Source organism: Terriglobus saanensis SP1PR4 (genome assembly GCF_000179915.2).
In the GTDB taxonomy this organism is placed as follows: Bacteria; Acidobacteriota; Terriglobia; order Terriglobales; family Acidobacteriaceae; genus Terriglobus; species Terriglobus saanensis.
On sequence record NC_014963.1, the window covers coordinates 5048801 to 5073722 of the forward strand.

At 60.7% G+C, this 24922-nt stretch carries 16 protein-coding genes; 5 read left to right on the forward strand and 11 right to left on the reverse strand.

What is annotated here, in order from left to right; genetic code table 11:
• Window positions 1-14: 14 nt before the first annotated feature.
• Window positions 15-1736, reverse strand: a complete 1722-nt coding sequence (locus ACIPR4_RS21145; RefSeq protein ID WP_013570717.1) for a sodium:solute symporter family protein — start codon at window positions 1734-1736, stop codon at window positions 15-17.
• Window positions 1737-2287: 551 nt separating this feature from the next.
• On the opposite strand from ACIPR4_RS21145, the gene ACIPR4_RS21150 reads away from it, so the two are divergent.
• Window positions 2288-4000, forward strand: a complete 1713-nt coding sequence (locus tag ACIPR4_RS21150) for a hypothetical protein (RefSeq protein WP_013570718.1) — start codon at window positions 2288-2290, stop codon at window positions 3998-4000.
• A 201-nt stretch (window positions 4001-4201) separates the two neighbouring features.
• Here the strand turns inward: ACIPR4_RS21150 and ACIPR4_RS21155 are convergent, their stop codons facing one another.
• Together ACIPR4_RS21155 and ACIPR4_RS21160 are read right to left on the reverse strand one after the other, a co-directional pair.
• Window positions 4202-6277, reverse strand: coding sequence for an outer membrane protein assembly factor BamB family protein (locus ACIPR4_RS21155; protein WP_245536405.1), 2076 nt, complete (start codon window positions 6275-6277; stop codon window positions 4202-4204).
• A gap of 184 nt (window positions 6278-6461) precedes the next feature.
• On the reverse strand, window positions 6462-7322 hold the full coding sequence (locus ACIPR4_RS21160) for a TIM barrel protein (protein ID WP_013570720.1): 861 nt from the start codon (window positions 7320-7322) through the stop codon (window positions 6462-6464).
• A gap of 189 nt (window positions 7323-7511) precedes the next feature.
• Here ACIPR4_RS21160 and ACIPR4_RS21165 point away from each other — a divergent pair, with 189 nt between their 5' ends.
• Window positions 7512-8858, forward strand: a complete 1347-nt coding sequence (locus tag ACIPR4_RS21165; RefSeq protein ID WP_013570721.1) for a sugar porter family MFS transporter — start codon at window positions 7512-7514, stop codon at window positions 8856-8858.
• Between the two features lie 343 nt (window positions 8859-9201).
• On the opposite strand, the gene ACIPR4_RS21170 is transcribed toward ACIPR4_RS21165, so the two are convergent.
• Window positions 9202-10074: a LysR family transcriptional regulator gene (locus ACIPR4_RS21170; RefSeq protein ID WP_049781074.1), complete on the reverse strand. Its 873-nt coding sequence runs from the start codon at window positions 10072-10074 to the stop codon at window positions 9202-9204.
• A 170-nt stretch (window positions 10075-10244) separates the two neighbouring features.
• On the opposite strand from ACIPR4_RS21170, the gene ACIPR4_RS21175 reads away from it, so the two are divergent.
• The 3 genes from ACIPR4_RS21175 to ACIPR4_RS21185 are packed head-to-tail and all read left to right on the forward strand — an operon-like array spanning window position 10245 to window position 16157.
• Window positions 10245-13418 carry an efflux RND transporter permease subunit gene (locus tag ACIPR4_RS21175; RefSeq protein ID WP_013570723.1) on the forward strand — a complete coding sequence of 1058 codons (3174 nt, stop codon included), beginning with the start codon at window positions 10245-10247 and terminating at the stop codon, window positions 13416-13418.
• A complete protein-coding gene (locus tag ACIPR4_RS21180) occupies window positions 13411-14700 on the forward strand; it encodes an efflux RND transporter periplasmic adaptor subunit (RefSeq protein WP_013570724.1) in 1290 nt (429 codons plus the stop codon). The genes ACIPR4_RS21175 and ACIPR4_RS21180 overlap by 8 nt, the downstream gene beginning before the upstream one ends.
• A complete protein-coding gene (locus tag ACIPR4_RS21185; RefSeq protein ID WP_013570725.1) occupies window positions 14697-16157 on the forward strand; it encodes an efflux transporter outer membrane subunit in 1461 nt (486 codons plus the stop codon). Before ACIPR4_RS21180 ends, ACIPR4_RS21185 begins: the two co-directional genes overlap by 4 nt.
• A gap of 307 nt (window positions 16158-16464) precedes the next feature.
• On the opposite strand, the gene nadC is transcribed toward ACIPR4_RS21185, so the two are convergent.
• The 7 genes from nadC to kdpF all read right to left on the reverse strand — a co-directional run bounded on the left by nadC (window position 16465) and on the right by kdpF (window position 24798).
• Entirely contained in the window at window positions 16465-17331 is an 867-nt protein-coding gene (nadC, locus tag ACIPR4_RS21190) for a carboxylating nicotinate-nucleotide diphosphorylase (RefSeq protein ID WP_013570726.1), read from the reverse strand.
• Window positions 17325-18866 (reverse strand): L-aspartate oxidase, encoded by a 1542-nt coding sequence (nadB, locus tag ACIPR4_RS21195; protein WP_013570727.1) that lies wholly within the window; start codon window positions 18864-18866, stop codon window positions 17325-17327. The genes nadC and nadB overlap by 7 nt, the downstream gene beginning before the upstream one ends.
• Window positions 18863-20176: a quinolinate synthase NadA gene (nadA, locus tag ACIPR4_RS21200; protein WP_013570728.1), complete on the reverse strand. Its 1314-nt coding sequence runs from the start codon at window positions 20174-20176 to the stop codon at window positions 18863-18865. The genes nadB and nadA overlap by 4 nt, the downstream gene beginning before the upstream one ends.
• Before the next feature lie 156 nt (window positions 20177-20332).
• Window positions 20333-20890, reverse strand: a complete 558-nt coding sequence (gene kdpC / locus ACIPR4_RS21205) for a potassium-transporting ATPase subunit KdpC (RefSeq protein WP_013570729.1) — start codon at window positions 20888-20890, stop codon at window positions 20333-20335.
• Window positions 20891-20899: 9 nt separating this feature from the next.
• Window positions 20900-22933: a potassium-transporting ATPase subunit KdpB gene (gene kdpB, locus ACIPR4_RS21210; RefSeq protein WP_013570730.1), complete on the reverse strand. Its 2034-nt coding sequence runs from the start codon at window positions 22931-22933 to the stop codon at window positions 20900-20902.
• A 14-nt stretch (window positions 22934-22947) separates the two neighbouring features.
• Complete coding sequence (kdpA, locus tag ACIPR4_RS21215) at window positions 22948-24711, reverse strand: potassium-transporting ATPase subunit KdpA (protein WP_013570731.1); 1764 nt, start codon at window positions 24709-24711, stop codon at window positions 22948-22950.
• Window positions 24712-24798 carry a K(+)-transporting ATPase subunit F gene (gene kdpF / locus ACIPR4_RS23605; RefSeq protein WP_083811978.1) on the reverse strand — a complete coding sequence of 29 codons (87 nt, stop codon included), beginning with the start codon at window positions 24796-24798 and terminating at the stop codon, window positions 24712-24714.
• Window positions 24799-24922 lie beyond the last annotated feature (124 nt).

Consider the following 24922-nt stretch of genomic DNA (forward strand, 5'->3'; position numbering starts at 1 on the left):
GTTTCCTTTTTGGCCTACCAGAAGAGCAGGTTGAGGATGAAGAAGAGGGTGGCGACGATGATGGCCCAGAAGATGGGTTTCTGCCAGAGCTGCGTGGCTCCGTCATCCGGAATGACCGTTGAGCCGTAGACGAGGCCGGTGAGTTCGGCTTCGCTCTTTGCCTTGGTCATATAGCTGACAACGACCGTGACGAGAACGCAGACGAGCCAGCTCCAGAGAGCGCGGTAGAGGTTCTCCGCCATGGGCTTCGCGTCGGGCGAGAGGGCGATGTAGCGGAGGGCGCTGGCGTCCTGCTGCACCCAGATCCACATGGCAACGGAAGAGATGGTTCCGGCAAGCAGACCCCAGAAGCCGCCCTCCTTGGTCGCGCGCTTCCAGAGCATGCCGAGGATGACAGTGCCGAAGAGCGGAGCGATGAAGAAGGAGAAGAGCGCCTGCACGTAATCCATGATGGAGGCGGCGCGCATCACCAGGTAGGCGGTGGCGATGGAGAGCAGCATGCCCACGACGGTGGAGGCGCGGCCCATGAAGACGTAATGCTTATCGCTGGCGGCTTTCTTGATGTATGCGCCGTAGAGATCGTAGGTCCAGACAGTGGAGAAGGCGCTGATGTTGCCCGCCATGCCGCTCATGAAACCGGCGACGAGGGCGGTGATGCCGAGACCCAGAAGACCCGGACCGCAGTAGCGGACGAGCATCAGAGGAAGGACTTCGTTGTAGCTGTGCTGCCCGGTAGCGGCGGCGACGGACTCAGGAACGAGCTTCATCAGGGTGCCGTCGGTGTTACGCAGGACGGCGAGCGCCAGCAGGCCGGGGACGATGACGATGAAGGGAACCGCCATCTTGAAGGCCGCGCCGATGATGGGAGCCATGCGCGCCGCGCGAAGGTTATTGGCCGAAAGGACGCGCTGGACTACAAGGAAATCAGTAGTCCAGTAGCCGAAGCTGATGACGAAGCCGAGGCCGAAGACGATCCCGGTCCAGTGGACGCCCATCGGATTGGAGGTAAAGGAACCGAGGTTCGACCAGAGATGCGTGTACGTCGTCGTGCCGAGGTTGTGGGCGATCTGGGCCTTCAGGTTCGTCCATCCACCGGCTTCGATCAGGCCGACGATGGGGATGAGCGCCGCTCCCGCCCAGATGAGGACAAACTGCAGCACCTCATTAATGATGGCGGAGCGCAGACCGCCGAGCATGACATAGAGACCAACGGTGAAGGCTCCCACCCAGATGGAGAAGTTGATGTCCCAGCCGAGAACGACCTTCATCACCAGCGCCATGGAGTACATATTGACGCCGGACATGAGGACGGTCATGAAAGCAAAGGAGATGGCCGAGACGGCGCGCGCGCCTTCGCCGAAGCGCAGCTGCAGGTAGCCGGGGACGGAGTGCGTTTTGGAGATGTAATAGAAGGGCATCATGACGATGCCAAGGAAGAGCATCGCCGGGATGGCACCGATCCAATACCAGTGCGTGGCCAGGATGCCGTACTGGTACGCCGCTCCCGCCCAGCCCATGAGCTCGAGCGAGCCGAGGTTGGCGGAGACGAAGCTGAGGCCCGCGATCCAGGCCGTCATCTCGCGGCCCGCGAGGAAGAACTCTTCGCTGGTGTTGGCGGAGTCCTTCACGTAGAAGCCGATGAAGAGAACGATGGCGAAGTAGAGACAAAGAATGGTGATGTCGACGGCGGAGAGCGTCGTCAGTTGCCGACTTGAGAAGAGAAGGAGTGCGGGCATTTGACCTCGTGATCTTCGCTAGCGTGCCTGTTGCCGGAAGGATACTAGAGTCGATGTACTTCGCGCGATGTCTATGGGGGACAGGGACGGTCGTGTCTGGTGAAACTGTCTGTCAGGTTTGCTGAATTTAGGGCTCGCTCTTTGAGCGAGGGATGCGCTTCCGCTGGCCCGGCACGTCGCATAGAGCGCGATGTGTGGGGGCACGCGGATTTGTACCGCTTTGAAGGACAGCAGATCCCTTTGCTGCGCTACGGGATGACAAAAGGGTGTGGGCACAGGGCTTTTCGAGGTGAACCGAGCCTTTCCGTGAATCTTTGTTAAATCCAAAGGGTATGTCGTTGGGGATTGCTAAGACCGTTCGTTAACCAGATAGAAGTGCAATCGCAGAAAAGTTGTCGAGCTCCCTGGGTATTGTTTTCTTCATTTCCTAGGTCCACCGGCCTTGTTCGTGGCGGTTTCAGCGCGGCTGAGCAAACGCTTTTTCGCTTTAGGCTCCTCGCGGAGGGGCTTCTTCCTACCTTCTTCCTAACCGAGCAATCGAGGGAAACATCATGAAGAATCTTCTGAAAGCAAGTTTTGTCATTGGCCTAGCGCTGGTAGCGCTCATCGCCGCCGTAAACGTACAGGCACAGTCGGTACAGATCAACGGAATCGGGTCTTCCGCTCTCTTTTTTGATCTTGGACTTGCCGCGTCGACGCTCAACGGTATTGCGGGTGGCATGTGCGTGTGGAGCAGCACGGGCATCACAAGTGGGGCCATTGCGAATGCGATAGATACCAGCATGATCACTCCACTGAGTGATTCGGGTCCAGCGTGGGTCACCTGGACGCCCTCGTTTGGGCAATCAGCGAATGCCCAAACCTGCAACGGACCAAATGTAACCTCTACCACCAAGGTCTGGGCGTATCTACAGACGGATTCCGTCGTGGGCAATCGTTGTTTATTCCATGCTCACACTACATTTGGTTCTCAATGCACGGTTTTTTATCCAACCAACGATCCACTTCCCGAGAATTTCGTTTTGACCTCTCCGGGTGCTGAATTCCCGCTTCCACCGCAAATCGCCAACGCGCTCAACAATACTCTTGTGAACATGGCAGGAACAGACATACGGCCTGAAGATGCTGTTTTTGCCACAGCCAGAGCGCTTACGCCTTGCGCGACGTCCGTGACGACGGGCTCTCAATATCTGGGGCTCGGCTACAACAATGGCGATAACATTCTGAGCTTCTTTAATAACTTCGGCGCACACCTTCTAAACTTCACCCTGCCCGTCTCTTATTTCGTGACGCCAATCGGAGCTACGCCGATAGTGGTTGTTGTGAACGGAGATAGTACCGGGTTCAACAATCCCTCCAGTCTTGTTACCAATCTCAGCAGCGCGACCCTGGCCATGTTTCTGGACGGAATATTCTCTTTCACCGGTCAGGCGCTTGCGACGCCCACGGCGTCGGGAGCACCGGTGACGGTCGTCATCCCTGAGCCGCTCTCCGGCACCTCGAACACCATGGAATTCAATGTACCGAATACCACGGCGAATCAGACCTCTCAGGATGTCGGTCTGAACCAGCCGATGGGCCAGCGCGACTGCAACCCGGTGGGTCCTGGATTGAACCCGATGAACCTCATGACGGCCAGCGGCGGCCATCGACGACGGGCGATCGGTACCGAGCAAGAGCTCAGTGAGGTGGTCGATACCGCGAACAATGGGAATAATTCGCTGAGCTATGGCTTCTGGAGCGTAGCGAACTTCAGGTTTTTCAGTAATGCACTCGCAGCCAATGCCAGATACCTGACGATCGACGGGATCGATCCATTGATTACCCGCTCCGCTGCATATACCGGTGTTATTCCTACGACAGGCAGCGCGACCCTGGCCAATGTCAGCTTGAACAGCGTTGCTAATGGAACCTATCCCATTTGGTCGATCCTCAGGCTCGTCACTGTTGACTCCACCTCGACCGTTGCCGCTGCAACCTTGGCCAATGCGACGAAGGCGCTTGTCAGCTTCGGGACCACAACAGCCCGTCCTGACTTTGTCGTTGCGGAGAACATGCAGGTTGTTCGATCTCACTTCATTCCACCTGCAGGAGTCGGTCTCCCCGCCTCTGCTGCGGATGGTCACGTCGGCCTTCCCACCAGCCCCTGTACGAGCCCGGAAGCAGGTGGCGATGTAGGTGGACAGGTGCTCACGCTTCGCGCCGATGCAGCGTTTTGCCTCGTCACGGGAGTTACTACGGGGCAAACCGGCCGCCGCCGGTAGGTTGTCCGCAGTTCTGTAACCCCTCGTTCTGCGTAGTCAGGGAGACTCAGCCGCAGCGGTGGGTCTGCCTTTCGTTTGTCCGTCGGGTCGCTCTTCGAGCGATGAATACGTTTTGCGCATGTCCGCAGATCCCTTCGCTGCGCTACGGGATGACAAAAAGGGAGAGTGGCTTCCTGATGGATCTAGTTGTGCGCCCATCATCTACGGCAAAGCGAAGGTGACGAGCGTGCCGCCGAGGGGGTGGGTGGGGTCTTTGCCTCCGCCCGTGGCGATGACGACGTACTGTTTGCCGTTGATGGCGTAGGTGGCGGGAGTGGCCAAGCCGCCGAAGGGGAGTTCGGTATGCCAGAGGAGTTCGCCGGTGCGGGTGTCGTAGGCGTGCATCTGGCGGTCGAAGATGGTGGACGCGATGAAGAGCAGGCCGCTGGCGGTGAGGACGGGGCCGCCGTAGTTTTCCGTGCCGGTGGTCGGGATGCCTTTGGCGGAGAGTTCCGGGTAAGCGCCGAAGGGAATCCTCCAGAGGTATTTGCCGGTGTTCATGTCGATGGCGTTGAGGGTGCCCCACGGTGGAGCGGAAGCGGGGTAGCCGTCCTGATCCACAAAGCGTTTGTAGCCGAGGAAGCGGAAGGGCGTGGGCACGTTTCCGGTGGAGGCTAGTTCTCTTTCGGTGGTTTTTTCTGCCGCTGCGCCAGAGACGATGTCTTCCTTGCCCGCGCGGAGGAAATCGGTGAGGGACTGGAGGGCTTCACCCTGGACGTTGGGAAAGCCGGGCATGCGGCCTTTGCCGTTCTGGACGGTGTCTGTGATTTGCGCCGGGGTTAGGCGGTCCGTGATGCCGACGAGCGAAGGGAAGGCGGGTGGTGAGCCTTTGCGGTCTGCGGCGTGGCACATGGCGCACTGGCTGTTGTAGATGGCGGCTCCGGCGCTGCTCTGCGGCTTGTTGGCGGTCAGACCGGTGATGTAGGGAATGTCGTTGGCGTTGACGTAGAGGATGCCGGAGCGGGGATCGACGGCGGCTCCTCCCCACTCCGCGCCGCCGTCCATGCCGGGCGTGACGGCGGTGATGCGGTCGACGGAGAGCGGGACGAACTGGCCTTCGCTGCGCATGGCTTTGAACTGTTCCAGAGCGTTGGCGTGGGCTTCAGGGGAGCGGGTGGTGAGAGTGTCTGCGGTGAGGGTCTGGCGCGCCAGTGGTTCGGGCAGCAAAGAATGCGGCTGAGTGGGCGAGGACTTTTCTCCGGGAACGGTGGAGGGCAGAACTTTCATTTCCTCGATGGGGAAGAGCGGTGTGCCGGTGACGCGGTCGAAGAGATAGACGTATCCCTGCTTGGTGGTCTGGGCAACGGCGTCGACGGGTTTGCCATTGTGCTGGACGGTGAGGAGGACGGGCGGCGCGGGGAAGTCGCGGTCCCAGATGTCGTGGTGGATGCCCTGGAAGTGCCAGAGGCGTTTGCCGGTGGCGGCGTCGAGGGCGAGGAGAGTATTGGCGAAGAGGTTGTTTCCGATGCGGTCGCCGCCGTAGAAGTCGTCGACGGCGGAGCCGGTGGGGATGTAGACGATGCCTCGTGGCTGGTCGACGACCATGCCCGCCCAGGCGTTGGCGGCACCGGCGTGCTCCCAGGCACCGGCGGCCCATGTGTCGTAGCCGAACTCGCCGGGGTGCGGGATGGTGTGGAAGGTCCAGCGGAGTTTGCCGGTGTGGACATCGTAGGCGCGGATGTCTCCGCGCGGCGCGGGGTGGGTTTCGGGGGCGCGGAAGCCGAGGATGATGAGGTCTTTGTAGACGACGCCGGGGCTGGTGAGGGCGACGGTGGCTTTGGCGGGGTCCGTGTCGAGGTCTTCGCGGAGGTCGATGCGGCCCTGCTTGCCGAAGGTCTCGACGGGCTTTCCTGTTTTGGCATCGAGTTCGTAGAGGTAGCTCATGATGCCTGCGAGGATCTTGCCTTCTGGGAGATACGCGAGGCCGCGGATGGGTTGGCGGCTCTTGGTTTCAGGATCGAAGCGCCATTGTTGTTTGCCCGTGGCCCCGTCGAGCGCGACGATGCTGCCGGTGGGTGTGGCGATGAAGAGGGTGCGACCGACGATGAGGGGTGACGATTCCCAGATGCCCTGGTCGCCGGTGTCGAAGGTCCAGGCTTGCTTGAGGGTTTTTACGTTGGTGCGGTTGATTTGGGTGAGCGGGGAGTAGTGGTCTCCGGTGGTGCGGCCGTTGTAGATGGGCCAGTCCTGGTTTTGCTGGGCGAAGAGGGTGGTGGTGAAGAGAGTGAGAAGAGCCAAAACTCCGGGTGCCCCGTAAATCGCGCTTTTTGCGATGTGCGGGTGGGATGCTTGTTTTGTTTTGGAACTTTCTTGTGGTGAAGATTCAGAAACGGTTCGCGCTTTGCGCGAATACCCATACACGCGCGATGAAGCTGCGCGTGTATGGGGCACCCGGTTCTGTGGTTCTCCCGAGAGTGATTCTCTAGACATTGGTGATGGCGCGCTGGGCTTCTTCGCGGGCGGTGCGAAGGCTGGTGAGGGCGTCGCTGGTGGGGTAGAACTCCATGGCGATGAAGCCGTTGTATTTCAGCTCGGCGATTCTGCGGTAGGCGGCCTCGTAGCGGACTTCGCCTGTGCTGGGTTCGTGGCGGCCGGGCACGCTGGCGATGTGGAAGAGGGCGATCTGGTCTATGTTCTTTTCGATCTTTTCGATGAGGTTTCCGCCCTGCCGCTGCTCATGGTAGAGGTCGTAGAGGACGCGCAGGTGGGGGTTGTTGATCGCGCGGGAGATCTCCGCGGCCTCGGTCACCGAGGTGAGATAGCTGGTCGGGTTTTCGAGGAGATCGATAGGTTCGATGACGACCTGTTTGTCGGCCTTCGCGGCGAGGTCGGTGACGGGCTTGAGGATCTCGATGCAGGCTTCGTGGCTGGAGGCTGCTGTGCGCTTGCCTGAGGTGAGGATGATCTGCGGGCAGTTGAGGCGCTTGGCGGCTTCGAGCGCTACGGCGAGGTCGGCGAGTAGTTGGTCCTTGGTGGCGGGGTCGGCGAAGCCGCGTACGCCAGCCATGGAGTCGATGGTGAGACTGAGCGCCCTGGTGCGACTGGTGATGCGGGCGTAGTCGGCGGGGCTCCACTTCTGCCACTCGCCGACGAGCTCTACGCCCTGGTATCCAGCCTGTGCGACGAGTTCGATGGACTTCTCCGTGGGGGAGATTTTGTTGAGCGTCCAGAGCATGACGGAGAAGCGGATGGCGGCCTGTTGCGCCTGCGCCGTAGCGAATTTTGGCAGAGCGGCGGTGGCAGCGAGAGCGGCCAGAGTACGTGTGAAGTCTCTTCGGTGCATGGTTCCTGCTTTCGGTCGATGCGACAGTCGATGCGGACAACGGTAGCGTGTGACGCCGAGGAGGGTCAAGGAGGTTTTGGCTTGTCCGCGCGTTGACGTGGTGCGCTATGGTGGCGCGATGGTATCGTTCGAGCGAAGCGCTATTTTCAGTTTGCACGTAAACAACACGTAAACAAGGGGTGAGACCGGATGAAGTCTGCACAGGGTAAGGCGATGTACCTTCTGGTGAAGAGCGCGATCACCGGCTCCCTGGGCGGGTTGCTCTTCGGTTTTGATACGGCGGTCATCGCGGGTGTAATCTCCGCGCTGCAGATCCAGTTCCATCTGACGGACTGGCAGAAGGGCCTGACGGTTGCCATTGCGTTGTATGGCACGGTGATCGGCGCGATCTTCAGCGGCATGCTGGGGCAGAAGCTGGGCAGCCGCAGCGCGCTGCGCATTATGGGTGTGCTCTACGTGGTTTCCGCCGTCGGTTGCGCGTTTGCTGGTGGCTGGTGGATGTTCCTGGCCTTCCGGTTCCTGGGCGGGTTGGGTATTGGCGGGTCGTCGGTGCTGGGGCCTGTCTACATAGCAGAGCTTTCGCCTGCGAAGTGGCGCGGACGCATGGTGGGCATGTTTCAGTTCAACATCGTCCTGGGTATTCTGCTGGCGTATCTTTCGAATGCGATTGTGGCGCACTTTATGTTGGGTGCGATCGAGTGGCGTGTGCAGATCGGCGTTGGCATTGCACCGGCGGCGCTGTTCCTGATCATGCTGCTGAGCGTGCCGCAGAGCTCGCGTTGGCTGGTGACGCAAAACCGGCTGGATGAAGCGCATCTTGTGCTGCAGAGGATGGGGTCGCCGGATTCGCAGGCCGAGGTAGATGCGATTGTGGAGTCGCTTCGCGCTGAGGGCGGAGCGAGCCGGCAGTCTCTCTTTCAGAAGCGCTACCTGTTCCTGATCTTTCTTGCAGTCTCGATCGGGCTGTTCAATCAGCTCAGCGGTATCAACGCCATTCTGTATTACGTGAATGACATCTTCGCGAGCGCGGGCTTCAACCACATCTCGTCGAACTTCCAGGCGGTGGCGATCGGGTTTGGCAACCTGCTGGGAACATTCCTCGGCATCTCGATCATCGATAAGGTGGGGCGGAAGACTCTGCTGCTGGCGGGTGCTGTGGGTACGGCGCTTTGCCTGACGGGCGTGGGGTACGTCTTCCATACCAACTCGCACCAGAAGCTGCTGCTGCCGCTGCTGGTGGGCTACATCATCTTTTTTGCGGCGTCGCAGGGCGCGGTGATCTGGGTGTATCTGTCGGAGTTGTTTCCGACCAACGTGCGTTCGAAGGGGCAGAGCCTGGGTTCGAGCTCGCACTGGATTGCGAATGCGATTATCGCGAATGTGTTTCCCGTGATGGCGGCGTATTCGAAGTCGATCCCGTTCTTCTTCTTTGCGGGTATGGTGGTGCTGCAGTTTTTTGTGGTGTTGTTTGTGTATCCGGAGACGAAAGGAAGGTCGCTGGAGACGATGGGGCAGCATTTGGGGTTGCACGGGTAAACGGCAGATCCCTTCGCTTCGCTGCGGGATGACAAAGAATTGGGTGCCCCATACATGCGCAGTTTCATCGCGCGTGTGTGAGTATTCGCGCTAGGCGCGAACCGCTCTTTCATCATTGTTCAGCTGAAATGTCGACGCAATCGACATCCCTCCCGCACATCGCAAAAGCGCGATGTACGGGGCACCCAGAGTTTCGGTTTCCTCTTTGGGGTTTCCTGATAGATCTGGTTTGTGCGCTCCGCGCGACCCCATCCTTTCGCGATACAGCCGCGAAAGAATGGGGCACAGTACGGAACAGCAGATCCCTTTGCTTCGCTACGGGATGACAAACACGTAAATATGTCTACATGCGGAACTGGCGGGCCAGGCTCAGGAAGGACTGGTGGATCTTGCGTTCGTGCTTGGCGGACCAGGCGACCACGAGATCGACCGAGGCTGCGGCGTCCTGCACGGGAACGAAGACGAGTTCGCTGGATCCCAGAAGCTGTGAGCCTTTTGGGAGCAGGGCGATGCCTTCGCCTGACTCCACCAGCGCAATGACTCCAGAGGAGACGGAGGCCGTAGCGATGATGTTGGGGGAGAAGCCGGCTTCGTCACAGAGGGCGATGATTTTGTCGAAGACTGCCGGGGAGTTCTTGCGGTCGTTGATGACGAAGCGCTCTGCCCGCAACTCCTGGACGGAGATGCTCGCTCGTTCGGCGAGCGGATGCCCTTTGGGAAGGACGAGAGAAAGGCGTTCCGTGTAGAAGATCTCCGAGCGCAGCTCTGCCTTGAGAGTACCCGGCAAGGCGCGTGTGAAGGCAATATCGATGGAGCCAGCGACCAGAGCGTCGTGCTGTGCGACGGGGGTCATCTCGACGAGAGAGACGGCGATGTCTTTGTATTTCTGCCGGAAGGCGTGGATGAGCTTGGGGAAAGAGGACCCAATGCCTCCAACGAAAAATCCGATGCTCAGGGAGCCTTCTTCCCCCCGGAAGGATCGGCGCGCTGCTGTCACGGCGCCATCGGCGAGTTGAAGCACCTCTTTGACCCGGGTCAGGAAAACCTCTCCATGGGGTGTGAGCCGGATATTCCGATTGCTGCGATCGATAAGAGGAACAGCTATTTCCGCCTCCAGATCGCGCACCTGCTCGCTCACGGCGGACTGCGAAACGTTCAGCAGGCGCGCGGCTTTTCCGAACCCACCGCTTTCTGCGACCGCCTTGAAGTAATGCAAATGCCTTAATTCCATAGATCGAGTATACGAGCGGAGTCCATCGGAAAAACAGATGATATGGCTCGGAACAAACTGCGATCCTCACTTGCCGGAGCAGGCTCTAATGATGTGAGCGGTTTTTCCGATGTGTTTTTCTCGGTTGCCGTGAGTTTCTGGAGGGCAAGCAAGAAATGTGGATTGTTAAGATCGCGCTGAATCGTCCCTATACTTTTATCGTTCTGGCGGTCCTGATTCTGCTTATCAGTCCAGTGGTCATCCTTCGCACGCCGACGGACATCTTCCCTAATATCAATATTCCGGTGATCGCTGTTGCCTGGCAGTACACGGGGCTGAACCCGGAGGAGATGGAAGGCCGTCTCACGACGCCGTATGAAAAGGCGATCTCCACGCTGGTGGACAACGTAGCGCATAGCGAATCGACGAGCTATAACGGCGTTTCGGTCGTCAAGATCTTCCTGCAGCCCGGCGCCAGCCTGGAGACGGCCAATGCACAGGTGGTCGGAGCTTCGCAGTACCTGTTGCGTCAGTTGCCTCCGGGAGTGCAGCCGCCAGAGATCATCAACTTCAGCGCGTCCAGCGTACCGATTTTGCAGCTTGGTATTTCCGGTAAAGGCTTCAACGAGCAGCAGCTTGCCGACTTCAGCACCAATACGATTCGTCCCGCGCTGGTAACGGTTCCCGGCGCTGTGCTGCCGCTTCCTTATGGCGGACGCACGCCGCAGATCTCGGTCAGCATGGACCAGGCGAAGATGCAGTCCAAGGGCGTTGCGCCGGGCGACCTGTTGAACGCCATGGCCGCGCAGAGCGTTGTGACGCCGGGCGGTACAGCGAAGATCGGTTCAAATGAGTACGACATCCGCAGCAACGCAGCACCTCGCACGCTGGATGAGCTGAGCGCGATGCCGGTGAAGCAGGTCAACGGCGCGACGATTTACCTGAGTGACGTGGCGACGGTGAGCAACGGTTCGGCCTTCCAAACCAACGTGGTTCGGCAGGATGGACGGCGCGGCGTTTTGATCTCGGTGCTCAAGAGCGGTAACTCTTCCACGCTAGATGTTGTGGGCGGCATTCGCGGCGTGCTTCCGCGCGTTGCGCAGTTGGTGCCGCCTGAACTGAAGATCACACCGTTGAGCGATCAGAGTGTCTTTGTGCGGTCTGCCGTCTCAGGTGTTGTGCGCGAGGCGATCATCGCGGCGGGGCTTACCGGCTTGATGATTCTGCTCTTCCTGGGCAGCTGGCGCTCGACGCTGATTATTGCGGTCTCAATTCCGCTTTCGATCCTGACTTCGATTCTTGTTCTGAGTGCTTTCGGCGAGACGATCAATACGATGACGCTGGGCGGTCTGGCGCTGGCCGTCGGTATTCTTGTGGATGATGCGACGGTGACGCTGGAAAATATCGAGCGTTTCCTGGAAGAGGGTTACGAACTGCGCGAGGCCATCCTGGATGGCGCGGCGCAGATTGCCGTTCCCGCGCTGGTGTCGACGCTCTGCATCTGCATCGTGTTTCTTCCCATGTTCTTCCTGTCAGGTGTGGCGAAGTATCTCTTCGCACCGCTGGCAGAGGCCGTCATGTTCGCGATGATCGCCTCGTATATCTTTTCGCGCACATTGGTTCCGACGCTGGCGATGTATCTCCTGCGCCACAAGAACAATGAGCCTTCACGCAATCCGCTGGTGCGCTTTCAGCGCGGCTTCGAGCGTACCTTCGAGCGCGTCCGGTCGGCGTACCAGCTTCTGCTCACCCGTCTGGTTCTGCGTCGCAAGCTCTTCATTCCGGTGTTCCTTCTGGTCTGCCTGAGCGCAGGCCTGATCATTCCGTTTCTCGGTCAGGACTTCTTTCCGAACTCGGATTCGGGCGAGTTCATTCTGCATGTCCGCAGCAAGACGGGAACACGCATTGAAGAGACGGCGCGGCTTGCGGACCAGGTGGAGCAGTCTCTGCGCCGCAAGATTCCGGCCGGGGAGTTAGACAACATCCTCGATAACATCGGTCTGCCTAACAGCCCGTACAACACGATGCATATGACGAACGGAAGCATTGGGCCGGGCGATGGAGATATCCTCGTCTCGCTCAAGGAAGATCATCGTCCCACGGCGGAGTATGTGCGTCAGCTGCGCGCGGAGCTGCCACGCGAGTTCCCCGGAACGACCTTCTACTTCCTCCCTGCGGACATCACGACGCAGATCCTGAACTTCGGTCTGCCCGCGCCGATCGACGTACAGATCCAGAGCGCCGATAGCGATGCGAGCGAAGCCATTGCGGCGCAGTTGCTGACGAAGCTGAAGCAGGTGCCCGGCCTTGCGGATCTTCGCATCCAGCAGCAATCGGATTATCCGACGCTGGACGTCAACCTCGATCGCACCAAGGCGGCACAGGGTGGCTTCACCACGCGCGACGTCACGCAGAGCATGCTGAACACGCTGAGTGGTTCACAGCAGATTTCGCCCATGTTCTTCCTCAACTACAAGAATGGCGTGAACTATCCGCTGGTGGCGCAGACGCCGCAATACAGCATCACGTCCGTGCAGGATCTGCAAAATATTCCGATCAACTCCACGACGCCGGTGCAGCGGACGACGCCGGAACTTCTGGGCGATCTCGCTTCGATCAAGCGTGGACACGAGATGTCAGTCGTTTCGCATTACAACATTCGGCGCGTCGTCGACATCTACGGCAGCGTGCAGGATCGCGATCTGGGTGCGGTTGCCAAGGATGTTCAGAAGATCGTGGATGCGCAGAAGAATGTGCCGCGCGGTATGTTCCTCTCGATCCACGGACAGGCGGAGACGATGCGCAGTTCGTACACGGCTCTGTTGGTTGGGCTGGTCTTTGCGGTCCTTCTCGTTTACCTGCTGATCGTGGTGAACTTCCAGTCCTGGCTGGATCCGTTCATCATCATCACGGCGCTTCCGGCGGCTCTGGGAGGCATCATTCTCTTCCTCTTCCTGACGCACACGACGCTGAGCGTACCGGCGCTGATGGGAGCCATCATGTGCATGGGCGTTGCGACGGCGAACAGCATCCTTGTGGTCTCGTTTGCGAAGATCAAGTATGAGGAGCATGGCGATGCGATTCTGGCCGCGATTGAAGCCGGTGCGACACGCTTCCGCCCGGTGGTGATGACGGCGCTGGCGATGGTGATCGGCATGATTCCGATGGCGCTCGGTATGGGCGATGGCGGCGAGCAAAATGCACCGCTGGGCCGCGCAGTGATCGGCGGCCTGTTGTGCGCCACGCTGGCTACGCTGGCGTTTGTGCCTGCTGTCTTCGCGCTTCTTCATGGGCGCCGCAAGGGTGTTGCAGGACCGGCGCATCCGGCGAACGAGGTGGCGCATGCATAAGGATTCAGTAACAGGTGAAACAGTACAGGGAACCAAATCGGAGGACATGATGGACGAGCACCACGACCCGCACGATACGAACGAGACCTTCCATGACGAGGCCACTCGCGCACACGATGCGCCCGTACGCATCGACACCGAAGCACGGCTGGGCCGTGGACCTTTTCTCATCGTGGGCCTTGTGCTTGTGCTGGTGGTGGTCTTCGTCCTCGTGGGCATTCATAGCCGCGCTTCGGCGGAGAACAAGCTGCAGCACGATACCGTGGCGGCGTCGGTGGATCCTGTGTTCGTTACCTCACCGAGTGGAGGCGCCAAGGCGCAGGAGATCAAACTCCCTGCGAACACGCAGGCGTTCATCGATACGCCGATCTACTCGCGTACGAACGGTTACCTGCTGAAGTGGTACGCGGACATCGGCACGAGCGTTCGCAAGGGACAGCTTCTGGCGGTGATCCAGACGCCGGAGGTCGACCAGCAGGTTGCACAGGCGAAGGCGGACGTGGCAACGGCGGAATCGAATGTGCAGATCGCGGAGATCACGGCGAACCGCTGGAAGACGCTTCTGGCGAAGAACGCCGTTTCGAAGCAGGAGACAGACCAGGCGTTGAGCGATTTTACCGCCCGCCAGTCGGCGCTGAACAGTGCGAAGGCAAACCTCAGTCGTCTTGAGCAGCTGCAGGGCTTCGAGCGAATCTATGCACCGTTCGATGGTGTGGTGACGGCGCGCAACGTCGATATCGGATCGCTTGTGCAGGCGGGTGACAGCAACACGCCGCACAGCGAGCTCTTTCATATGTCCGCTGTGGGCACGCTGCGTCTCTTTGTTCCGGTGCCGGAAGTCTATGCAGGCGCTGTGCACAATGGAGCAAAGGTCGCTGTGACGTCGGACGCCTTCCCGAACGACAAGTTCGAGGGCACGATCGTGCGCAACTCCAATACGATCGACTCCTCTTCACGTACGTTGAACGTCGAAGTGGATCTTCCCAACTCCACGCACAAAATGCTTCCGGGACAATATGCCTTCGTGCACATTCCGATTCCGTCGGGCACAAGCTCGATGACACTTCCGTCCAACGCGCTGCTCTTCCGTGCAGAGGGGCTTCAGGTTGGTGTGGTGCAGGGAGACCGCGTACACCTTACTCCGGTCACGATCGGTCATGACTATGGAGCGACCGTCGAAATTACGGCGGGACTTCGGCCTACGGACAAGGTGGTTCTGAATCCTTCCGACTCTCTCGCCGAAGGCGCACACGTTCACGTTGAGCAAGGAAAAGACCAGTGAAAACTCCAAGCTATATTCTTGCCGCATCCGCAGTCTCGCTGCTGCTTCTGGCAGGCTGCAAGGTTGGACCGAATTACAAGACGCCGAACGCGATCCTTGCGCCTGCGTTCAAGGAAGCTCCACCGACGACCTTTGCTGAAGGTTGGAAGACCGGACAGCCTTCGGACACAGCGCTCAAGGGCGACTGGTGGACGCTCTTCAATGACGCGCAGTTGAATGCGCTGGAGCCGCAGGTCGATACCGCGAACCAGGACCTCAAATCCGCAGAGGCGAACTTCCGTGCAGCACGTGCGCAGATCGGCTACTCGCGTTCGTTTGAAGCGCCGACGATTTCGACTGCACCTTCTACAAGTGCGGTGCGCTACTCTGCGAATCAGCCTTACTTCAATCCCACGCTTGCGAACAACGGAACGGGGAACCTGTCTGTTCCGGTCGATCTGAACTACGAGATCGATCTGTGGGGACGCGTACGCCGCGGCGTAACGCAGGCACGCGCCAATGCGCAGCGCGCCGATGCGGACCTGGAGAATGCACGTCTGAGTCTGCATGCCGAGCTTGCGATGGATTACTTCAATCTTCGCGGCGCGGATGCGCAGAAGCAGCTACTCGACAACACGATCAAGGTCTACCAGGACGCTTTGAAGCTGACGCAGGACCGCTACGACGGCGGCGTTGCGCCGATGTCCGATGTGGCGCAGGCGCGTACGCAGCTGGACCAGGCGATGGTGCAGCGGACGGATGTCGATATCGAGCGTGCGCAGAATGAGCATGCCATTGCGGTGCTGATCGGACAGGCCCCTGCCGCGCTGACGATCCCTCCGACGGCTCTGGATATGGCTGGACAGACGCTGCCCGCAATTCCGGGCATTTTGCCGGCAACGCTTCTCGAGCGTCGCCCGGATATCGCTTCGCAGGAGCGCAACATGGCTGCGGCAAACGAGCAGATCGGCATCGCGCAGGCGGCGTACTATCCGACACTTTCGCTCAGTGCGGCTGCGGGATTCACGGGAACCTCCGCGTTGAACTGGTTTACGTGGCCCAGCCGCTTCTGGGCTGTGGGACCGCAGCTTTCGCAGACGATCTTCGATGCGGGACGTCGGCGTTCGGTGAAGGCGCTGAGCGTTGCGCAGTATGACGAGACCGTTGCGAACTATCGGCAGACGACGCTTACCGCGTTTCAACAGGTGGAAGATGACCTGGCTGTGTTGCGCGTGCTGGAGAACGAAGCGCGGCAGCAGCGCGCGACGACGGTTTCAGCGGAGCAGTCGCAGTCGCTCTTCGAGACACGGTATGAGGGCGGTGTGGATACGTATCTGCAGGTGGTGACGTGGCAGACGGCGGCGTTGAACAATCAGCGGAATGAGATCGATATTCTGCAACGCCGTTTGAATGCGAGTGTGCTTTTGATCAAGGCGCTTGGCGGTGGGTGGGACCGTAAGAGCTTGCCTACTTTGTAGTGGAGGGTGGGATTGATCGAGAGGCAGGCCTCTTTGGTCTGCCTCTTTTTTTGGGGAAAAGCGGATCCCTCCGCTTCGCTGCGGGATGACAAAGGTAGGTTTAGTTAAAGGGTCTGTGCCCCATTCTTCGCGCGCAGCGCATAAACGGATTTCGACGGAGAGGTTTAAGGATGCGCTTCGCGCATAATCCATGTCCCAGAAGTGGGACATGGCACCCCGCATTTGGTTTTCCTTATAGATTAGGTTTGTGCGCTCTGCGCGACCCCACCCTTTCGCAAAGAGCGCGAAAGAATGGGGCACGGAGTGTTTAACTTGTGGAACGGGTGTCGAGGCCGAGGTCCAGGGAGCGGACGCTGTGGGTGAGTGCGCCAACGGAGATGATGTCTACGCCGGTGTGGGCGATGGCGCCGATGGTTTCGAGGCGTACGGTTCCGCTGGCTTCGACCAGGGCGCGGCCCGCGATCTGCCTTACACCCTCGCGCATCTGTTCGAGCGTGAAGTTGTCGAGCATGATCGTGTCCACACCTGCGGCGAGGACGGCTTCAATCTGGTCGGGGCGGTCGACTTCCACTTCAAAGTGTGCGGTGTGCGGGAGGGAAGCCCGTGCTGCGCGCAGGGCTTCCGTGAGATCGCGCCGGCCGTCGTCGGTCAGTACGGCGAGATGATTGTCCTTCGCCATCACGGCATCGGAGAGCGAGAAACGATGGTTGTGGCCGCCGCCGCAGCGGACGGCGTAGCGTTCGAAGAGTCGCAGGCCGGGTGTTGTCTTGCGGGTATCGACAACGCGGGCGTGGGTACCGGCGATCTCCGCCACGTAACGGGAGGTCATGGTGGAGATGCCGGAGAGGCGCTGTACGAAGTTCAGGGCCACTCGTTCTGCCTGCAATACGCCGTGTGCCGGGCCGGTAGCCGTGGCGAGCACGTCTCCGATGGCGAAGGCTTCCCCGTCTTCGACCAGGAGGTCGGTCTTCGTGGTGGGGTCTGTAAGGGTCATGGCGGCGGCGAAGATCTCTCCACCGCAGAAGACGCCTGCTTCGCGCGCGACGAGGTCGGCAGTCATGCGGGCCGATGCGGGAATCAGCGTCTGCGAAGTGAGGTCGCCCCAGGGAGCGTCTTCCAGAAGGGCCATTTTGACGACGCGTTCGATGCTCTCGCGATCGAGGCCTACTAGCATGGGATCGTCACCGGAGAGTGCAGGACGAGTTGTCGCTTGAAGTCTGGCGAAGGAACGGGGAAGTCGTTGCGGTAGTGCGCGCCACGCGATTCCTGCCGGGCAAGAGCGGCCGTGGTGATGACGCGCGCGAGTGTTAGAAGATTGCCCGTTTCGCGATCTTCCACGCTGGTGCCTGTGCTCTTCCATCGCTTCAGTTGATTCAAAGCTTCGCGGAGGCCTTCGCTGTCGCGGTAGATTCCCACCTTGTCCCACATCAACTGCTGTAGGTCGCGGCGTTTTACAGGAGTTGCAGAGGCCGCATCGTCAATCGAGACATGCATTGGGTGAGAGGTGTCGCTCCATACCGGCCAGTTGTTGGCGAGCGTGGTGTTCACTCCGGAGAGGAGAAGACGCGCTGCGCGTGCAGCGAAGACGAGGCTTTCGAGCAGAGAGTTCGACGCGAGACGGTTCGCTCCGTGCACGCCGGTGCAGGCGACTTCGCCGATCGCAAAGAGACCACGCACAGAGGTGCGGCCCCAGACGTCGGTGCGCACGCCACCCATCCAGTAGTGCGCTGCGGGGGTGACGGGGACGGGCTGTTTCGACCAGTCGATGCCGAGGCGGCGGCAGGCGGCGTCGATGTTGGGAAAGCGCTCTGCGAGAAACTCCGCGCCCATGGCCGTTGCGTCCAGAAGCACGGGTTTGCCGTCCTGCTTCTTCATCTGCTCGGCGATGGCGCGGGCCACAACGTCGCGTGGAGCGAGGTCGGCATTGGGATGGACGTCCTGCATGAAGCGTTCGCCGGTGGCGGTGAGGAGGACTGCGCCATCGCCGCGCACGGCTTCGGAGAGAAGGAAGTTGCCGGGGACGGCCATCGCCGTTGGATGGAACTGGTAGAACTCGACGTCGGCGACCTCTGCTCCGGCGCGCAGAGCGATGGCGACACCGTCGCCCGTGGCTACAGCCGGGTTGGTCGTGTAAGGGTAGAGTTGTCCCGCGCCGCCGCTGGCCAGGATCACAGCTTCAGCATCGAGGCGAAGAGACTTGCCGTCCTTGTCCAGAACATCCAGACCGATGACGCGATCCCCGTGCAGGGCGAGGTCGCAGGCGAAGGTGTGTTCCATCACGGTGACGTTGGCTGCGTGGAGTGCGGTGGCCAGCGCTTTTTCGATGGCGAGGCCGGTGGCGTCGCCGCCCGCGTGCAGAATGCGTGCATGCGAGTGTGCCGCTTCGAGACCGCGTGCAAGTTCGCCGTCCTTCTGGTCGAAGGCGACGCCGAGAGCGATGAGATCGCGCACGCGCGGCGGGCCTTCGTTGCAGAGGGCTTCGACGGCGTTGCGCTGGCTGAGGCCTGCACCGGCCTGCATGGTGTCTTCGACATGGGCTGCGGCGCTGTCGTCGTCCCACATGGCCGCGGCGATGCCGCCCTGGGCGAAGCGTGTATTGCTGTCGGCGATGTGCGCCTTGGTGACGAGCGTAACTGCGTAGGCCTTGCTCAATTCGATGGCTGCGATCAGGCCTGCGATGCCGCTTCCGACGATGACGATTTTCTTCATGCAGCGCTCGTGGTCGAAGGCTTGGCGATCAACATTCTTTCCAGGGCGATGCGGGCGAAGTCGGCAGTCTCTTTCGGCACCTCGATGCGGTTTAGGACTTCGCCGCGTTCGAGACCTTCAAGAACCCAGGCGATGTAGCTGGGGTGAATGCGATACATCGTGGAGCAGGGGCAGATGACGGGGTCGAGGCAGAAGATGGTGTGCTCGGGATGATCGTTGGCGAGGCGCTGCACCAGGTTGATCTCCGTGCCAATGGCGAAGATGGAGCCAGCGGGCGCGGCTTCGATGGTCTTGCGAATGTAGTCGGTGGAACCGGACTCGTCCGCGGCGTCGACGACTTCCATCGTGCACTCGGGATGGACGATGACGCGGACCTCGGGATAACGCGCGCGGGCGAAGGCGATCTGCTCCACGCTGAAGCGCTTATGCACGGAGCAGTAACCGTGCCAGAGGAGGACGCGGGCTTGCTGCAGCGTCTCTGTGGTGTTGCCGCCGAAGGGAAGCTTGGGGTCCCACATCGGCATCTGCTCGAGCGGAATGCCCATGGCTTTGCCGGTGTTACGGCCGAGATGTTGGTCGGGGAAGAAGAGGACGCGCTGTCCGCGAGCGTAGGCCCAGCCCATGACGACGTTCGCGTTGGACGAGGTGCAGACGATGCCGCCGTGCTCGCCGCAGAAGGCCTTCAGAGCGGCGGAGGAGTTCATGTAGGTCACGGGGATCACGGGAACGCGGCCATCCGCATCGGGCTCGGTTCCGTAGATCTCTTCGAGCTGCTCCCAACAATCCAATACGGAGTCGAGATCAGCCATGTCGGCCATGGAACAACCGGCTGCGAGGTTGGGGAGAATGACTTTCTGGTTCGGGCCGGAGAGGATGTCGGCGGTCTCGGCCATGAAGTGCACACCGCAGAAGACGATGGCTTCCGCGTTGGGGCGTGTCTTCACGCCCTGCGCGAGCTGGAAGGAGTCTCCGACGAAATCGGCGTACTTGATGACCTCGTCGCGCTGGTAGAAGTGTCCGAGGACGACGACACGGTCGCCGAGGGAGGCCTTGGCGGCGCGGATGCGCAGGTCGAGTTCTTCCTTTGAGGCCTGGCGATACTCCTGCGGAATCAGGCCCTGCCGTGGGGAGATAGCGGGGAGCTTATCGCCGACCGAGGCTCCGGGGCCATAGCTGGGGGCCTGTGCGTCGATGACCCATGGATCGTCTGCCAGTGCCGGATCGCAGACACTGCCAACATTTGCGTGAGCACCATCACCTGACTGTTTGACGATGCGAATCAGTTGGATCGTCCCGTTTACCGATGCCACTTACGTCACCTCTGCCACTTCAGTGCGGCGCAAAGCTGCTACGCCAAGAACCTATAGGATAACGCCTGCCGAAGCAGGCGCTTGTGGCATTGGATGAGAGGAAGGCGGCTGCCGTCGCATAAGTAAATCGTTTGCACCAGGTATGAGGCGAACGCCTTACTTCGATACGTTGTTGAGTGCGAGGTTGAGTTCCAGCGTGTTCACGCGGGGTTCGCCCAGAAGACCGAACTGCCGGGGCGCGATGTGGCTCTGGACGAGGTCTCGTAGCGTGCTCTCAGACAGATGCCGTTCTTTGGCAACGCGCTGTACCTGAAAGAGAGCGGCGGCGGGGGAGATGTCGGGATCGAGGCCAGAGGCGGACGTGGTGACGAGGTCGACTGGAACCGAGGTGGTAACTCCCTCCGTTGCCACACTTGCCTGTACGCGGTCGACGAGGGATTTGTTGGTCGGTCCCAGATTGGAACCGGAGGAGGCCGAGGCGTCGTAGCCGGTTCCTGCGGCGGAGGGACGGCTATGGAAATAGCCGGGGCCGGTGAAGGGCTGGCCTATGAGGTGGGATCCGATAATCTCGCCGTTCTGCGTGATGAGCTGGCCTTCGGCCTTCTGGCGGAAGAAGACGTGCGCGATGCCGGTGATGAGCAGCGGATAGACCAAGCCGAGCAGGACAGCGGTGACGACGGTATAGAGGCTTGCGGTGAGCAGATGTTTTTTCATGGAGACTCCTTATGCCAGGTGAAGCGCGACGATGGCCATGTCGATGAGCTTGATGCCGAGGAAGGGAACGATGACGCCACCGAGACCGTAGACGAGCAGATTGCGGCGCAGCATGGCTTCGGCGGACATCGGCCGGTAGGCCACGCCGCGCAGGGCGAGCGGGATCAGGCCGACGATCACCAGGGCGTTGAAGATAACAGCCGAGAGGATGGCCGATTCGCCGTTGTGCAGGTGCATGATGTTGAGCGCGTTAAGCACGGGGAAGACACCTGCAAACATGGCCGGGATGATGGCGAAGTACTTGGCCACGTCGTTTGAGATGGAGAAGGTGGTGAGAGCGCCGCGCGTCATGAGGAGCTGTTTGCCGATGGCGACGATCTCGATGAGCTTGGTCGGGTTGCTGTCGAGATCGACCATGTTGCCTGCTTCCTTGGCGGCCTGCGTGCCGGAGTTCATGGCGACGCCTACGTCTGCCTGTGCGAGCGCGGGCGCGTCGTTGGTGCCGTCGCCGGTCATGGCGACGAGCTTGCCTTCGGCCTGTTCGCGCTTGATGAGGTCCATCTTGTCTTTGGGTTTGGCTTCGGCGAGGAAGTCATCCACGCCTGCTTCGCGCGCGATGGCCGCGGCGGTGAGGGGGTTGTCGCCGGTGATCATGACGGTGCGGATGCCCATGGCGCGCAGTTGCTCGAAGCGCTCCTTCATGCCGCCTTTGACGACATCTTTCAGATGGATGACGCCGAGGGCGCGGCCGTTCTCCGCGACGACCAGAGGCGTGCCTCCGCTGCGGGCTACCTCTTCCACGGAGCTACGAACCTGCGCTGGCAGCTCCGATCCGTGTTCGACGAGATAGCGCGCGATGGCGTCGACCGCGCCTTTGCGGATGCTGCGTCCATCGACTTCGATGCCGCTCATGCGTGTGGTGGCGGAGAAGGGAACGAACTCGGCTTTCATCTGGCCGAGCTCGCGGGCGCGAAGGTTGTACTTCTCCTTGGCGAGAACGACGATGGAGCGGCCTTCGGGCGTCTCGTCGGGAAGCGAAGAGAGTTGGGCCGCGTCGGCGAGCTGGTCGGCGCTGACGCCGGGCGCGGGAAGGAACTCCGCGGCCTGGCGGTTGCCGATGGTGATGGTTCCGGTCTTGTCGAGGAGCAGGGTGTTGACGTCACCAGCAGCCTCCACCGCGCGGCCTGAAGTTGCGAGCACGTTGTGCTGCACGAGACGGTCCATGCCCGCGATGCCGATGGCGGAGAGCAGACCGCCGATGGTGGTGGGGATGAGGCAGACGAGCAGCGAGATGAGCACGAAGACTGTCTGCGGCGCTCCGGAGTACATGGCGAAGGGCTGTAGCGTGACGACGGCGAGAAGAAAGATGATCGTCAGACCGGAGAGCAGGATGTTCAGAGCGATCTCGTTCGGTGTCTTCTGCCGCTCCGCGCCTTCGACGAGCGCGATCATGCGGTCGATGAAGGTCTCTCCGGGGTTCGAGGTAATGCGAACGGTGATGACATCGGAGAGGACGCGCGTGCCGCCGGTGACGGCGGAGCGGTCGCCGCCCGCTTCGCGGATGACGGGTGCGGATTCGCCGGTGATGGCGGATTCGTCTACGGAGGCGACGCCTTCGATAACCTCGCCGTCGCCGGGAATCATCTGGCCTGCGACGACGCGGACCTTGTCTTCCTTGCGCAGATGAGAGCTGGGGACCTCTTCGATCTCGCCTGCTTTATTGACGCGGTGCGCGGTGGTCTCGCTTTTGGCGAGACGCAGAGCATCCGCCTGCGCTTTGCCACGGCCTTCGGCCATGGCTTCGGCGAAGTTGGCGAAGAGCACGGTGAACCAGAGCCACAGCGTGATCTGGAGATCGAAGCGGAAGTGGCCGTGGTGGGTGAAGAGATCGGAGACAAGGAGGCAGGTGGTAAGTACGCTGCCAACTTCCACCACGAACATGACGGGGTTCTTCATCATGACGCGCGGGTTCAGTTTGCGGAGCGCATCTACGCTGGCACGGCGAACGATTTTGGAATCGAAGAGAGAGCGACGTTTGGACATGATCTTTCCTTTGGCTAGAACGTGTGGCCGGCGCGCAGCAGCAGGTGTTCCAGCACAGGGCCAAGGCTGAGTGCGGGGAAGAAAGTGAGTGCACCGACGATCACGATGACGCCTGTGAGCAGCAGCGTGAAGAGCGGCGTGGTGACGGGGAACGTTCCGGCGGAGGCAGGCGTTATCTTCTTGCCCGCCAGGTTGCCAGCGATGGCAAGCATGGGCACGATCATCATGAAGCGTCCGAAGAACATGGCCACGGCGAGCGAGTAGTTCCACCAGTGCGTGTTCGCGTTGAGACCGGCGAAGGCGGAACCATTGTTGCCCGTGGCCGAGGTGTAGGCGTAGAGAATCTCGGAGAGGCCGTGCGGACCGCGATTCGCAAGACTGCCCAGGCCGAGGTTCGGCATGCGCACGGCGACTGCCGCGAAGCCGAGGATCAGCAGGGGAAAGATGAGGAGATAGAGCATCGCCATCTGGATGTCGTAAGCTTCGATCTTTTTGCCGAGATACTCCGGTGTGCGACCGACCATCAGGCCCGCGATGAAGACGGCCATAATGACGAAGACGAGCATGCCGTAGAGGCCCGCGCCCACGCCGCCGAAGACGACTTCGCCAAGGAGGATGTTGACCATCGGCACCATGCCGCCGAGCGGCGTGAAGCTGTCGTGCATGCCGTTCACGGCGCCGCAGCTTGCGTCCGTGGTGACGGCGGCGAAGAGGGCGGAGTTGGCTATGCCGAAGCGGACTTCCTTGCCTTCCATGTTGCCGCCCGATTGCGTGAGCGACGCGTGTTGATCGACGCCGTGCAGCAGAGGGTTCGCCTGCGACTCCGCCCAGTAGCAGGTGGCGGTTCCTGCGAACCAGAGCACCACCATCGCGGCGAGGATGGCCCAGCCGTGCTTCGGTGAGCCAACCATCTGGCCGAGCATGACGGTGAGGCCCGCGGGAATCAGGAAGATCGAGAGCATCTGCAGGAAGTTGGTGAGCGGCGTTGGGTTCTCGAAGGGATGCGCGCTGTTTGCGTTGAAGAAGCCGCCGCCGTTGGTGCCGAGCATCTTGATGGCTTCCTGCGAAGCGACTGGTCCCTGGGCAATGGTCTGCGTGGTGATGGTGGTGGTCTTGCCGTCTGTGCCGACGGAGTGTTGCGGTTCGACGAGCTTTGCGGTGTCGTAGGCGCGGAAGTTCTGCACGACTCCCTGCGAGACGAGCGCGAGCGCGAAGACGATGGAGATGGGCAGAAGCACCCACAACGTGCCGCGCGTGAGATCGACCCAGAAGTTGCCGAGCGTCTTGGCTTCGCGACGCGCGATGCCGCGCACGAAGGCGACGGCGAGCGCAAGACCGACTGCGGCGGACCAGAAGTTATGCGTCGCGAGACCGACCATCTGCGTGAGATAGCTCATGGTGGATTCAGGCACATAGGACTGCCAGTTGGTGTTGGTCGTGAAGGAGATGGCGGTGTTCAGCGCCAGCGCGGGTTCTACGCCGGTTAGATGCTGCGGATTAAGCGGCAGAAGGTGCTGCAGGCGTTCGATAGCATACGTGAGCACGAGTGTCGCCGTGCTGAACGCCAGCATGGCGACGGCGTATTCCGTCCAGCGCATCTCTTCTTCCGGCTTCACGCCGGTCAGGCGATAGAGCAGGCGTTCGCAGGGCGCGAGGAGGGGATCGAGAAACGTTCTGCGACGTTCGAAGACGCGCGTGAGATAGCTGCCCATTGGCTTTGCCAGTAGAAGGACCGCCGCGATGAATAGAACAATTTGAAGCCAACCGTTGAGTGACATTTAGAACTTCTCCGGATGAAGCATGGCGTAGACGAGATAGGCCAGAAGAGCGGCCGCGATAGAGAGAAGAAGCGCAGATTCAAACACGTTTGGTTCCTTTCAGGCGATCGCATCCATCGACGTAAAGAACTGCTGTGGCGAAGGCCAGCAGCAGGAAGAGAATGGGCAAGGCATCGGTCATCTCAAACTCCTTTTGGCTCTCCGCACGGTG

Bases quoted from the DNA above. Each gene is read 5' to 3' on its own strand.
- ACIPR4_RS21145 (WP_013570717.1), bottom strand. From the start codon at position 1,736: ATGCCCGCACTCCTTCTCTTCTCAAGTCGGCAACTGACGACGCTCTCC.
- ACIPR4_RS21150 (WP_013570718.1), top strand. From the start codon at position 2,288: ATGAAGAATCTTCTGAAAGCAAGTTTTGTCATTGGCCTAGCGCTGGTA.
- ACIPR4_RS21160 (WP_013570720.1), bottom strand. From the start codon at position 7,322: ATGCACCGAAGAGACTTCACACGTACTCTGGCCGCTCTCGCTGCCACC.
- ACIPR4_RS21165 (WP_013570721.1), top strand. From the start codon at position 7,512: ATGAAGTCTGCACAGGGTAAGGCGATGTACCTTCTGGTGAAGAGCGCG.
- ACIPR4_RS21175 (WP_013570723.1), top strand. From the start codon at position 10,245: ATGTGGATTGTTAAGATCGCGCTGAATCGTCCCTATACTTTTATCGTT.
- ACIPR4_RS21180 (WP_013570724.1), top strand. From the start codon at position 13,411: ATGCATAAGGATTCAGTAACAGGTGAAACAGTACAGGGAACCAAATCG.
- nadC (WP_013570726.1), bottom strand. From the start codon at position 17,331: ATGCTAGTAGGCCTCGATCGCGAGAGCATCGAACGCGTCGTCAAAATG.
- nadB (WP_013570727.1), bottom strand. From the start codon at position 18,866: ATGAAGAAAATCGTCATCGTCGGAAGCGGCATCGCAGGCCTGATCGCA.
- kdpC (WP_013570729.1), bottom strand. From the start codon at position 20,890: ATGAAAAAACATCTGCTCACCGCAAGCCTCTATACCGTCGTCACCGCT.
- kdpB (WP_013570730.1), bottom strand. From the start codon at position 22,933: ATGTCCAAACGTCGCTCTCTCTTCGATTCCAAAATCGTTCGCCGTGCC.
- kdpA (WP_013570731.1), bottom strand. From the start codon at position 24,711: ATGTCACTCAACGGTTGGCTTCAAATTGTTCTATTCATCGCGGCGGTC.